Source organism: Brumimicrobium mesophilum (genome assembly GCF_003025005.1).
GTDB lineage: Bacteria > Bacteroidota > Bacteroidia > Flavobacteriales_D > Crocinitomicaceae > Brumimicrobium > Brumimicrobium mesophilum.
Genome location: NZ_PVSS01000018.1, coordinates 47,602 through 61,153, shown reverse-complemented (window position 1 = coordinate 61,153; position 13,552 = coordinate 47,602). Strand labels below are relative to the sequence as shown.

General features: G+C 33.1%; 12 protein-coding genes. 6 read left to right on the top strand and 6 right to left on the bottom strand.

Features of this window, described 5'->3' with window-relative positions:
• Positions 1-25: 25 nt before the first annotated feature.
• Complete coding sequence (locus tag C6368_RS15885) at positions 26-1,405, bottom strand: LamG-like jellyroll fold domain-containing protein (RefSeq protein WP_107040214.1); 1,380 nt, start codon at positions 1,403-1,405, stop codon at positions 26-28.
• A 194-nt stretch (positions 1,406-1,599) separates the two neighbouring features.
• Between C6368_RS15885 and purN the strand changes: the two genes are divergently transcribed.
• From purN to C6368_RS15855, 6 genes are all read left to right on the top strand, one after another.
• A complete protein-coding gene (gene purN, locus C6368_RS15880) occupies positions 1,600-2,172 on the top strand; it encodes a phosphoribosylglycinamide formyltransferase (protein WP_107040213.1) in 573 nt (190 codons plus the stop codon).
• Between the two features lie 127 nt (positions 2,173-2,299).
• Positions 2,300-2,734, top strand: a complete 435-nt coding sequence (locus C6368_RS15875; RefSeq protein ID WP_107040212.1) for a RidA family protein — start codon at positions 2,300-2,302, stop codon at positions 2,732-2,734.
• Positions 2,735-2,742: 8 nt separating this feature from the next.
• Positions 2,743-3,327, top strand: a complete 585-nt coding sequence (locus C6368_RS15870) for a hypothetical protein (RefSeq protein WP_107040211.1) — start codon at positions 2,743-2,745, stop codon at positions 3,325-3,327.
• Between the two features lie 2 nt (positions 3,328-3,329).
• The gene (locus tag C6368_RS15865; RefSeq protein WP_107040210.1) at positions 3,330-3,809 is read left to right on the top strand and encodes a GAF domain-containing protein; all 480 of its coding nucleotides are present in this window, start codon (positions 3,330-3,332) and stop codon (positions 3,807-3,809) included.
• Positions 3,788-5,431 carry an Ig-like domain-containing protein gene (locus tag C6368_RS15860; RefSeq protein WP_107040209.1) on the top strand — a complete coding sequence of 548 codons (1,644 nt, stop codon included), beginning with the start codon at positions 3,788-3,790 and terminating at the stop codon, positions 5,429-5,431. The genes C6368_RS15865 and C6368_RS15860 overlap by 22 nt, the downstream gene beginning before the upstream one ends.
• A gap of 368 nt (positions 5,432-5,799) precedes the next feature.
• Positions 5,800-7,704, top strand: coding sequence for a histidine kinase dimerization/phosphoacceptor domain -containing protein (locus tag C6368_RS15855; protein ID WP_107040208.1), 1,905 nt, complete (start codon positions 5,800-5,802; stop codon positions 7,702-7,704).
• A 30-nt stretch (positions 7,705-7,734) separates the two neighbouring features.
• Here the strand turns inward: C6368_RS15855 and pth are convergent, their stop codons facing one another.
• From pth to C6368_RS15830, 5 genes are all read right to left on the bottom strand, one after another.
• Positions 7,735-8,358 (bottom strand): aminoacyl-tRNA hydrolase, encoded by a 624-nt coding sequence (gene pth / locus C6368_RS15850; RefSeq protein WP_394336220.1) that lies wholly within the window; start codon positions 8,356-8,358, stop codon positions 7,735-7,737.
• 194 nt (positions 8,359-8,552) lie between these two features.
• The gene (locus C6368_RS15845; RefSeq protein WP_107040232.1) at positions 8,553-9,722 is read right to left on the bottom strand and encodes a sigma-54-dependent transcriptional regulator; all 1,170 of its coding nucleotides are present in this window, start codon (positions 9,720-9,722) and stop codon (positions 8,553-8,555) included.
• A gap of 328 nt (positions 9,723-10,050) precedes the next feature.
• A complete protein-coding gene (locus C6368_RS15840; RefSeq protein ID WP_107040207.1) occupies positions 10,051-10,980 on the bottom strand; it encodes an Omp28-related outer membrane protein in 930 nt (309 codons plus the stop codon).
• A gap of 11 nt (positions 10,981-10,991) precedes the next feature.
• Positions 10,992-12,647: a DUF6029 family protein gene (locus C6368_RS15835; protein ID WP_107040206.1), complete on the bottom strand. Its 1,656-nt coding sequence runs from the start codon at positions 12,645-12,647 to the stop codon at positions 10,992-10,994.
• 30 nt (positions 12,648-12,677) lie between these two features.
• Positions 12,678-13,205: a TlpA family protein disulfide reductase gene (locus C6368_RS15830; protein ID WP_107040205.1), complete on the bottom strand. Its 528-nt coding sequence runs from the start codon at positions 13,203-13,205 to the stop codon at positions 12,678-12,680.
• Between the last annotated feature and the right edge of the window lie 347 nt (positions 13,206-13,552).

The window sequence follows — 13,552 nt, the reverse complement described above, 5'->3', positions numbered from 1 at the left end:
CTAGTACTCATAAGTTTCAATTTTTTTATTGTACAATTATCTTCTTAACTGCATAGCCTTCTTTGGCATCTAGCCATATAAAGTACGTTCCTTTTGTAAGTCCATTGGCTTGAATGTTGATTTCCGTTGCTTTTGATGATACCGCATTTTCAAAAACCACCTTTCCCAATATATTTAGGATTTTGTAAGCTACAATTTCAGATTGTGAAGTTAATTGAACCTTAAACTGTCCATTGTTAGGGTTTGGAACAATTTTAAAATTATGATTGTCTAAATAATTTTTATTGATGCTTGCAAATTCAACGTTATGGCAATTTGATGATTTTGTACAGCCATTAATGGTAATTTCTACTTTATATGAACCTGAACTTGTAACATTGAGTGCCCCGGAATTTCCGACGACTGTATTGTCATCACAATTGACCCATGAATACGTTGCATTTGATTGGTTTACAGCTAATTGATTTCCGTTTACATTCACAGTTGTGTCTATTTCAATAATTTCAATTTCATAATTAAGGATAGAATCACACCCTATGGCCGTAATTAATGTATCCGTGAATAAAGTGTCTTCATAGTAAGTGATATTATTTAAAGTTATGTAATCGCATGTTGATATAGGGGCAGTTCCTTCAAAGGCAATTCCATTGTTAAGGATTGGACCGGTAACCCAATTGGTATTTGTTCCATATTGTTCAAAGCCATACATTGCATTAATTGTTGAACTATCAGCGAAATTGATCACTTGTGGGTTCAAACCTGTGTTATCTCCCTCAGGAATTCCTTCATTGAATTTGTAGTAAGCAATCAGATGAGGTGGGATTGTACAAAATTCGTGATTCATGTTTGCATTGATTTCAGCCTCACTTAAGGCAATGTCCCAAATTCTAACTTCATCGATGTGTCCTTCCATTGAGGTGACTAAACTGGTATCATTTCTAATTCCAATTGTTATCGGTCTGTTGGATGTCGTATTTACAGTTTGGGTTGGATTCCCTGAAGCTTCTAGAATTCCATCTACATAGATTTTGAAATTCTCGGTTGCGGTTGAACTATACACTACGGCAACATGATGCCATACATTATTTCTGATATTTGAAACACCATCTAATCCCCATCCTCCAATTTCTACTCTGGCAGCATGACCTAGTGGGTTTAGCTTAACAGACATTCTGGTTCCTGTTCCCATACCACCCATATCAACCATAAATCTTTGGTTCGCATAATAACTGTCTATTTTCGTCCAGAATTCTATGGTTCTATCATTATCTGATGCTATTGCATTAGTTCCAGTGATGATATAGTTCTTATCCGTTTCATTATCAAAAGATAACGCAGTAGGATTTTGTGCTTTTAGGCCTGTCACAGTGAGCAAGCACATAAGTAAGATGTTTAATTTTTTCATGAATAAATTGTAAATATAATGATTTTCGCAAAGTTATTTTTATTTAGACTAATTACAAATAAGGTCTTGAAGAATATTTCAATTTTCCTTACGTCCTCAGGATTGTTTTTCTTTAAAGTTAGCTAGGAGATAGCGTGTGATGCTTTTCTCAAATTTTCTCCTTCTCTTTTTTGAAATAACCGTATTTTCACGCCATGGAAAATAAACGCATCGCAATTTTTGCTTCAGGAGGAGGTAGTAACGCTATAAAACTTATTCAACATTTCGATAAATCATCGGAAATTGACGCGGTTTTACTATTAACCAATAATGAGAATGCTGGAGTTCTTGAGCTTACTGATGAATATATTGATCAAGTTGTAATCAATAATGATGGTGCAAATGATGGCTCTTTTCTTACTGAATTAATGCAAGAAGAACGCATAGATTATATCGTTTTGGCAGGATACTTAAGGAAAATACCTTCTGAATTAATTAAAGCTTTTCCACAACATATTATTAATATTCATCCGGCTTTATTACCTAAGTATGGAGGAAAAGGAATGTATGGAATGAATGTTCATAATGCTGTTTTCGAAAATAAAGAAACAGAATCTGGAATTACAATACATTTAGTAAACGATGCATTTGATGAAGGAGAAATTTTGGCGCAATATAAAGTTTCACTTACACCAAAAGATGATGCCAATATAATTCAGAAAAAAGTTTTGGAAATAGAGCATAAACATTTCTCTGAAGTGGTTGAGAAGTTTATTTTGCAGCATTAATTTTAAAAATTTTCATTGCGTTTTCTCATTTTTCAAATATAAATAACAGGATATTTTTTTAACTTTTTAAGATTTTTCATTCAACCCACTACAATTCCGTATATTTGTGCTCTTAAAGAAATTGGATATGTCAAATCAAGAGAAATTTAGTACCGATAAAGCACCAAAACCAGTGGGGTTATACCCGCATGCTAGAAGGGCAGGAAACTTACTTTTTTTATCTGGAGTAGGACCAAGAACAGCTGGTTCTGATGCTACAGATTCTCATGTTCCAGGTTTGGAATTGGATAAAAATGGAAATTTTATTCAATTCGATTTTGAAGCTCAATGTCGCCAAGTTTTTGACAATGTTCGTGCTATTTTAGAAGCATCTGGATCAAGCTGGAATGAACTAATTGATGTTCAAGTTTTCCTAGTAAATATGAAGAGAGATTTTCATACTTACAACAAAATTTATGCGGAGTATTTCAAAGAAAATCAGCCTTGTAGAACTACAGTTGAAATTTCTTCTTTGCCTACTCCAATCGCTATTGAATTAAAATGTATTGCAACAATTGAATAATTATAACTATGATTGGATTTATTATTAGAGTTATCGTAGCCCTCGCGGCATTGGCTTTTAATGTTTATTTATTTTACTCAGGTTCTTGGGGTTGGGGAATTACTATGTTACTTCCGACAGCTATAATCTGGTTGACTTTTTGGAGAAATGAAAACGTGATTATTGCGCTTTACCAAATGCGTTTGGGAAAACAAGATAAAGCTTGGAACGCCCTAAATAGAATTAAAGCACCTCAGTTTTTGCCAAAAAGTCAACATGCATATGTTCTTTATTTGAAAGGAATGATGGGTTTACAAAAAGATTTGGGTTTTGCTAAATGTGAACAAATGATTCGTAAGGCTTTGAGCATGGGTTTGAGGACAAAACAAGATCAAGGAGTTGCACACATGCAATTGGCGGGTATTTGTATGCAAACAGGTCGCAAGAACGAAGCTAAAATGCTGCTTTCTGAAGCTAAGAAATTAGACGAGAAGAATATGTTGAAAGAGCAATTATCTACGATGAGAAAACAACTAGGAATGGTTGCTTCTGCTAATCAAATGCGTATGGCGCAAATGCATAAAGGACGAAAGAAAACTCCTAGAAAAAGATAATAATGGGTGAGGATCTCAATATTCAGAAGGGTTCAAAAGAGGAGAAGTATAAATTGCTTGTTCCCCAATTGAAGGCGTTGTGTGAAGGAGAACCAAACCGTATTGCAAATCTGGCAAATGTTGCAGCAGCTGTTAAGCAAACCTTTGATTACTACTGGGTAGGTTTTTATCTGGTTGAGGATAATGAATTAGTTTTAGCCCCTTTTCAAGGTCCAATAGCTTGTACACGTATCAAAATGGGTAGAGGAGTTTGCGGTAAAGCTTGGGAAAAGGCAGAAACTATTCTTGTAGAAAATGTCGATGAATTTCCAGGACATATTGCATGCAGTAGTTTATCAAAATCAGAAATTGTTGTTCCCATAATAAAGAATGATGAGGTAATTGGTGTGTTTGATCTCGATCACGATAAATTAAGTGCTTTTGATGCTGTTGATCGTAAATATTTAAACGAAATTTGTTTATGGCTCGGATCCATTTTATAGTTGTATGTGTTTTATCATTATTTCTATTCTCATGTGGACAAGTTGGTTCAATAACTGGGGGAGATGTTGATACACAATCACCTAAGATTATTGTCGAGCGTGTTTCTCCTCCAATGGAAAGCACTAACATTTCGCCACAAATAATCACTATTCCTTTTGATGAATTTATAGAGTTTAATAAAGCCGCAGAGAATATAACGGTTACTCCAGCAGATGTAAAATTGGATTACTTAATTAAGAAAAAATCGGTTATTCTTTCTGTAGAATCAGGAAATTGGAAGCCGAATACAACGTATACAATTTACCTCAACAGAGCAGTTAAAGATATTACAGAAGCCAATGATTCTATTATTGCTTATGTTTTTTCTACAGGAGATTATCTTGATTCATTAAAAACAGCCATTCAAGTAGTTGATGCTTATTCTGGTAAACCAGTTGTAGATGTTACTGTGGGTTTGTTCACCCAGCAATTAGAAAATGATTCCTCCAATTTTGAGCCTAGATACTATGCTTCTACTGATAATACGGGAATTGCAAAATTTCAATTCATAAAAGACACCACCTTCTTTGCTTATGCTTTTGAAGATGACAATTATAATAATCGAATTGACCCTACCGAAAAAAGAGCAGTTTTAAGAAATCCAGTCAAATTAGATACCATCTTTGAAACGGGTTCAATAATTCGTCTTATGCCACCAGAAACCAATTCAACTTGGGTTATTAGTAACGAAGTTATTCCAACTGCAACTTGGTGCTTAAGTTTTAATCGCCCATTGAGAGAGGTGGATAGTTTTACTTTTATTGATCCTCAACCCACTGAAATTATTTGGAACGGTGCTAAAGATTCTTTAAGTGCCTTTTATGAAACTGATGCTAATACAGGTACATTTTATGGTGTTTTGCATGCTAATGATAAAATGGATACGATTAATAAAAAATATTTTATCCGAGATAAAACGGATATGAAGATTGTTTCTACAAATAATTTGAATAATAAAAAATTATGGTCTAATGATACGCTCAAATTAAAGTTTAACGAACCAGTTTTATACTTTGATAATGCTGAAATTATGCTAGAAACCATTCTTGAAGGTGACAGTCTAAAATCTCCAATAGAATATGAAGTAATTAATCATTCTCCAATAGAAAAAAGTATATTTTTCAATAAAAAAAACGTTGAGAAAGTCTTTTTGAGTATACCTCCAAAAGCAATTCAAGGATTAAATTATCCATTAAAAGACAGCCTAAATTTAGATTTTACGCTTCAAAAGGAGAAAGAAACAGGAGTGATGATTATTGAATTTGATACAATTCCAGCATATGGTATTTTGGTTGTCACAAATAAAAGTACAAAGCTCAAAAGAAATATAGTTTTTGATGGTGTTGAAAAATCAACTCATAGAATTGAATCGATGCAGCCTGGAGAATATGGGTTTCATTTTATTTATGATACAGATAAAAGTGGTGCTTGGACAACAGGATCTATTTTTGAGAATAAAGACGCTGAAATTATAAAATGGTTTAATAATACATCTACAATTAGGGCTAATTGGGAGGTAAAGACTACTTTAACAATCAAGTTAATGAATGAAGAGCTAGAAAAGGAAAGTGAGAATAATTGATTTTATAATTAATGGTCTATTAAATTTTTCACCTAAACGCTAAAGTTACCTATACTTAATGTTACAAAATGTGCTTGAAAGCAGTATTACTGCAATTTTTTATTACCTTTTCAACTAAACATTTGATGAATATTGAAATTACTTTTTTATACTCTTTTTTGAGGCTAAAGGTGAGATAGTGTTATCTTTAGGACTTCATAAATGCGGAATTTCACATTAAAATACTCGTTTTGAATATGAAGAATTTAAATGGAAGCTTGGGTTGCCATAAACTACTATAATATAATCTTGAAGATTAAAATAATGTTTTAATGATGATTATTCTTTCTACAAGAAGGTAATGGTCTCTGATTAATAAATATAATTACATGCTAAAATTCAGTGGAAAAACTGTGTACTTCTTATTTTTGATGTTTGCCTTTACCTCCCATTCCATAGCTGCAAACTTAAGCAATTATAAGGTACAGCATATCTATTCTAAAATTCAGTTTTTTGATTCTCTAAATATTCAAGATAGTCTGTTTCATTACGTTAAGTTGGGATATTCTGAATGTAGCAAGATTGATTTAAACTCTGTCGATTCTAAAGATATTCAACTGGTTATAGCTGAAATTTATTATCATTATGGAGATATGAATTATATTAGTAATGACGTTTTCGAATCTATTAATGGATTTGAAAATGCGGCTAAAATTTTTAAAAAGTATGATGTTAAGGATAAATATTCAGATTGTATTTTTGAACTAGCAACAAATTTTTCAAAGGTAGGTGAAGCTCCAAAGTCTTTGCAATTAATGCATGAAGCAACCTCAATTTTTATTGATCTTAAAGATACAGCTGGAATTATTGCAGGTTATCGTAGTATTGGTCTTTTGTATAACCGTCAACGAGATTATGTAAGGGGAAGAGAGTATTTAATTAAGGCATTAAAACTGAGTAAGAATACTGATGATATCGAATCTTCAATTCACTTATATGTGGCACTTGCTGTTATGTATAAGAAGGCTGATGATTTAGAGAAGACAGCAGAAATGTATAAGGAGGCTTTAAGGTTGGCGGAACTAACAAATGTCGGATTAGTACGCGCAAACGTTTATAGCAACTTGGCTGAGTTTTATAAAAATAGTGGAAAATTGGATCAAGCAAAATTATATTTTGATAAGGCCAATGAAATTATTGAAGAAAGTGATTCAGATTACAAGAGGTCTTTTTTATGGCTTAATTACTCAGATTATTATTATTTGAAGGAAGAATATCAACAGGCAGTTATATATGGCGAAAAAGCCTTGCATTTGTGCGAAGAAATTAAAAATAGACGTGGGGAATTTATTACACTAAACATTCTGCTTAAGATATACGAAAAGATAGGAAATACGGATAAATTAGCTTTATATCAAAAAAGAGTAATTGCACATTTATTTGAACACAAAGATGAATTAAATGCGCAAATCAACGAATTAGAAACTGTGCGCTTTAAATTAGATAAACAGAATTTAATCATCGAAAATGAAAAAATAAAGTCACAATTTGAAAAAGAACAAAAGGAAAAGGAACAGAACTATATCTACATAATTTTATTTTGTGTTTTTGCTATCTTAAAAACAATCGCCCTGGTATTATACATTAGGTTGAGAGCAATTAGAAAACTTAATAAATACATTACCAAACAAAGTGAAGAAAGGAAATTACTTTTAAAAGAAGTTCACCACAGGGTGAAAAACAATTTCCAAATTGTATCCAGTATGTTGCGACTTCAATCGTATGGATTCGAGAATGAAATTCTTAGACAAAATTTTGAAGAGGCTGTTTCAAGAATTAATGCGATGGCTATTGTTCATAATGTAATTTATAGACAGGAAAAATTTAAAGATATTGATGCTAAAAGTTACCTTGAACAATTAGTAGATAATCTTAATAAAACAGGAGACAGTCGTATTGTAGTATCTATTCAATCCGAAGAGGTTCCGTTTAAAATTGAAACCTTAATTAATTTAGGAATTGCTTTAAATGAATTGATTACTAATTCTTTTAAGCATGCTTTCACTGATCAAATGGACCAACCAAAAATTAATATTTCTTTAAGAACTATTGCCGATAAAACATATGAAATTGTATATAAAGACAATGGTGTAGGGATAGATAAACAAGATTATCAAGCGAATTTTGGAATGGATTTAATTGATACAATTATCTCTAATTTTGACGGAGATGTTTCAATTACTACCATGGAAAATTGGAATACTGTGATTAAAATAACATTTAAGGAGTTCTAAAGTCCTGCACATTAAGACCTTCAACTAATTTTATTTGTTATTCCAATTCGACATGGTTTGATTTAATCCAATAGTTGTAAATCCTTTTATAAATTCAGTAGCCGTTTTTATGCGTTCTTCAATTTGTTTTACTTCGTCAGAATTCCATTCTCCGAGCACATAATCAACTTGTTGACCTGTACTAAACTCTGCTCCAACTCCAAAGCGTAATCGGGCATAACTGGTTGTATTGAGCACCGCTTGAATATCTTTTAAACCATTATGACCACCATCACTTCCCTTTCCTTTCATGCGTAATTTTCCAAAAGGCAATGCTAAATCATCGGTAATCACCAATAAATTTTCAGGAAGAATCTTTTCTTTTTGTAGATAGTAATTCACTGCTTTACCACTCAAATTCATAAAAGTAGATGGCTTCAATAAGATTACTTGTCTACCTTTCCATTTCGCTTTCGCAACATCACCTAATTTTATCGTTTCAAAAACAGCTTTACGTTCTTCTGCAAAAGCTTCCACAACTTTAAAACCTATGTTATGTCGCGTGTTTTCATACTTTACACCAGGATTTCCCAATCCTACAATTAAATACTTCATTTCTGTTGGAATATTTTCTTCGGCTTCCTTCTTCTTACCGAATAATGATTTAAAAAACATCTATTTTATGATTTGTTTGCAAGTTTAAGTTTCGCTCTTCTCTGTTTCTCCTTCACCAAAGGTGATAGCTCTGCGAACTTTATTTCTGAAGACTCTGTGTTCTCTGCGAAAACCTCTGCACCTCTGCGGTTAAAATCCACTTCTGTCTCTCTCTTTTTCTTCCTCGCTCTCCGATCACTTTCTCGCTCTGTTATTCATCCTCTCGGATTCGAAAAAGTATTCACATCAAATCCGGTTATCTCATGATCGCATAAAATGACCATTCGCTCAATAATATTTCTCAACTCACGAATGTTTCCACTCCAATTTGTGTTTTTAAGTGCTTCTAAGGCATCTTCTGTAAATTTCTTTCTAGGAATACCATGTTCAGCACAAGTCATTGATAAGAAGTGCTCAGCCAGTAAAGGAATGTCTTCTTCTCTTTCATTTAATGTTGGAACATGAATTAAAATAACACTTAACCTATGGTATAAATCCTCTCTGAAGTTTCCTTCTGTTATTTCCTTTCTGAGATTTTTATTTGTTGCTGCGATTATACGGGGACTTACATTAATGTTTTTCTCACCACCAACACGCTGTATAACATTTTCTTGCAACGCGCGCAAAACTTTTGCTTGTGCAGAGGCACTCATGTCTCCAATTTCATCAAGAAATAAGGTTCCATTTTTAGCCAATTCAAACTTTCCCTTTTTCTGTTTTACAGCAGAAGTAAACGCACCTTTTTCATGTCCGAAAAGCTCACTTTCTATTAATTCTGCAGGGATAGCCGCACAATTGACTTCAATGAATGCTTCATCCTTTCGTGGACTATTATCGTGAAGGGATCTTGCGACCAATTCTTTTCCAGTTCCGTTTTCTCCGGTAACTAAAACGCGCGCTTCACTAGGCCCAACTTTTTCTATCATTTCTTTTATTTGAATGATTCCATCTGTTTCTCCAATGATAGAAGAACCTTTAAAGCGTTGTACAGTTTTCTTTAAAGCCTTTTTTTCTTCAACAAGATTGTTCTTGTCACTTGCATTGCGAATGGTTACCAAGATTCTGTTTAAGTCTAGTGGCTTCTCAATGAAATCAAAAGCACCTAATTTAATTGCTTCAACCGCTGTCTCTATGTTTCCGTGACCTGAAATCATAATTACTGGACTATCCACCTTTTCCTTTTGAAGGGCAGCAAGAACTTCCATTCCATCCATTTTAGGCATCTTTATGTCACAAAAAATAAGATCATAATATTGATTGGTGGCCATGTCAAAACCTTGTTTACCATCTTCGGCTTCGTCAACCTCAAAATCTTCAAATTCTAAAATCTCTTTGAGTGCTCTTCGTATACTTTTCTCGTCGTCAATGACTAATATCTTGCCCATGGAGGAAATGTTTGTGTTATTTATCCAAAAATAGAAAGAATAACGCAAAGACATGCAAAGTTTTAGTAGAGGTTCACAAATAAAGAAGTGGAATTGAGTAAAAAGAAGAAAAAGTTACTCAGTGCTTTCGAAATAACCACAAACGTTTATGGCCATATTTTAACTCTGCAAATAGGTATTGTACAATTCTGTAAATTGTTGGAATTCTTTCTATTTTCTTTCTAATTTGGAAAACTCCTTCCCCCTTTAATGGATAATTCCATCAAATAAAAAAGAGCCACAATTTCTTGTAACTCTCTTAATAATCAAATCTCCGTAATTTAAATTGTTATTCAATTTTTTGTTTAATTACTTGTAGAATTTCATACGTATCGACATCGTAAACATAAATTAAGAAATGCATATTTTCTTTATCTAAGCCTTGAGGTAAAACATAAGAATAATCTAATATCTTTTTATCTCCAGAAGATGCGTCTGACATAAATGTGGAAATACCAAAAGCATTATTATCTATACTCCCCAAGTGTTTGTCTCTGTGCACGTAGAATTCGTTGTCTGTATTGTCAGGCATTTTTTGCCAATCAACTAAGGAATCTTCGATCACATATACAACGGTATTCAATTGTATAGCTTCAGTGGTTTTCTTTTCTACTTCAACATGTAAATATCCACCATTAGCGGCAGTATAATAATTGAATACTGATTGGATATCAAATTTTAATTCATTTGCATTTAAAATGTCATCCGTTCTACTTTGCCAAACACCAAATAATGAAAACATCTGTCCATTACCTTCTTTTCTATTTACCGTTCCTTGAGGGTTACCAAAAAAACCAAAACCATTCTTGAATTCATCACCATATGCAATTCCATCAGGATTTGTGTGGTCTGTGAAGAATTTAGGATTATTTGGATTTGCTGCTTGAAATGAAAGTGATCCTGGACCTGTATGGATTGACGCTACAAAAACGCGGTCTGGATTGTTGATATGAATGTCGTGAGCAATGTCAGCTGCAGTTGGACAACTAATACAAGTATGTCCTGTATAATCTTCTATTAAAACATTTACGTTTGTATTAGTATTACTAGGAAAGGTCGGATATTCATTTGCCAGATAATCACTCCAAGCACCATCGTATAATGTGGTGTCAAGGTTAATCTCAACAACTTTTTCATAAGGATTATCTACCTTGTCGCAACTTGTTAAAACAACAGAGGCTCCAAATAGAAATAAGAAATATTTTTGTAATTTTTTCATTGCTATATATTTTAGAAGCTGTGAGTGAATGAAACGGATAAACCGTTTGATGCTGGAACGAATCTACATATTCCTCCTACACAAAACAATCCTTCATTTTGACGTCCATATCCAACTTGTAAACGAGTTGCGCCCCAAATACGTCCTACGAATACCATTGGATAATTTATACGGTCTTCTTCAACTGGATTACCATAATTAGATTGTAATACTGCACTAAAGAACCAATCAGGAGAAACGGTATATTCAATTAATGCGGTTGCCCATGAACCTCTGTCTTTATTGTCAACTGTCCATAAACCTTGAATTTCACCTCTAATCGTATGTTTTCTATTGATTTTATATTGAACATCTAAAACCCCAATATGAGACTCGATTATTCCCTTTTCATCAGTAAGTTTTAAAACATCGTTGTTCATTGAAATATTGAAATAACTTGCTTCAACAGTCCATTTCTTATTTAATTTTCGTTTTATATTTACGTTAACGTCTCTCCAATATAGTAAGTCGCCTTTATCAAATAAATCTGATTTGTAGGTTACGCGTGAAGAGTCCATTTCATTAGGCGCAATTGCTCTTTTTCTAGGTTCATAGGCCGTAGAAAAATTCAGAGCGATGTCTGTTCCATATTTCCCTCCTAACAAAGTACCTCTTTTTATCTTATAAATTATATCCGCCTGAAATGCAACTTCACCATTTGGTTGAGAAGCATAAGGATATAGAGTGGCAGCTAAATTATATGTATGAGTCTTTGTTAATGGAGGAATGAATCCTATAGTAACATCTTGAAGCGCAGCATCTCTGTCGCTCCTGAAACTCATATTGTCAATTGATTTTGCAGAAAGAATAATTCCCAAACCTTTTTGAGAATAACCTGCATTTATGATGGCTCCTTTTCCGTAATTATAAATATAGCCGTTGTCTTGAGAAGGGTCTTGTTCTTTAATGATGTACTCTCCATTAATAAAGAATTTTTTATAAGCCAATTCTAATCTTCCTCCATAAGCTCCAGTGTTTTCAGGAAGTATGAATTGCGAATTATTGTCTTCTTGATAGCGAGAAACAAATGAACCTCCCCCGTTAATTCTAAAATCGCTTGCTGCAAGCTTAGGAAACCATTGGTTAAAATTAATTTCAATATCAGCTCCTCTTACAATTCCAGCGCTGTATACATTCTTTCCTTCAGTGAAGGAAAAACGCTGACGACCATATACAGTTTTAATTGTGACTCCTTTGTATGGACGTAAGTTTAAACTTACACCATTCATGGCGTTATCGAATCCTAATGCACGGTCTTCATAAGATCGGAAAATTAATCCAGATCCAAATTGCTCATAGAAATTTCCTACTGTAATATCTACCAATTCGTTTTCATAACCAACATACCCATATCCTAATCCAGTTCCATCGAAGCGGTCAGGATAGCCTAAAGTTCTAGGTAAATATGATTCAATACGAAGTCCAGCTTTAAATCCAGAATTTCTATAATTAACATTAATATAGGAGTTAATCAAAGCCTTTTCATCTGGTTGTATAGCATTGATTTTATCATCATCGCGCAGGAACTGAAAATTACTTTCCATGTTTCCCGTAATTGTCCCTTGGGCCAAAACATTAAAACTAGAAAATAATAAAGCAGTACCCGTAAGTAATCGTGTAATTTTCATAAGATGAATGTAAACTGTATTATTTGAAACTTAGTCCTTTTTCTCTGAGAGTTCTAAAACGTGCTCATATAGTTCATATTCATCTCCAGGAGCATAATTGTTATGTGAATAAACAATCTTTCCATTTCCATCCACTAGGAAGGTATGGGGAACGTTATTTACGCCCATCGCACGTTTAAAATCTCCATTTGGGTCTAATAATATTTGATATTCCCATGCTTTTGAATCTACATAAGGAACAACACGGCTTGCGGTACGTTGGTCATCCACTGAAACGGCAATCAAACGAACACCAGTTTCATCTTGCCAATCTATATACATATCGTGAATTGCATTTAATTCTTTTTTACAAGGCGTACACCAAGTTGCCCAAAAAGAAATAATCATTGGTTTCCCATCGTTTTCTAATTGACCTGTACTAATCATTTCACCAACAGTATTTTTTAATTGCATATCAGGAATTGATTTCTCCAAAAGTCCTTTGTCACCATCTTGTGCAAAAGAATTGACTGTAAAGAAAATAAATGCAGTAGCAATTAAAAGGGATAATTTTTTCATGTTTTTTAGTTTTAGTTTAGCATAGTATAAGCATACTTCATACCATATATTGCATAATATTCAAATATAGGTATAAAAGTGAAAAAATGGTAAAAAATGATAGAAGAACTATTGGATTCCAAAGAACAGGAAGTTAAATGTTAGCACTTCCTATTTACGCAGAATATTTTGCTTGAGTTGAAATATTCAATCACTAAGTTCAAGTTGTTTTTAGATTGATTGTTAATGGTTTTAGGATGTTGATTTGTGGCAATGCAAAACTTAGATTTTTCTTTTGGAGGTATAATTCAAATAACCTTCAAAATCACCTTTAAGTTGTATAATACATTTCAAAAAAAACGGGAGAC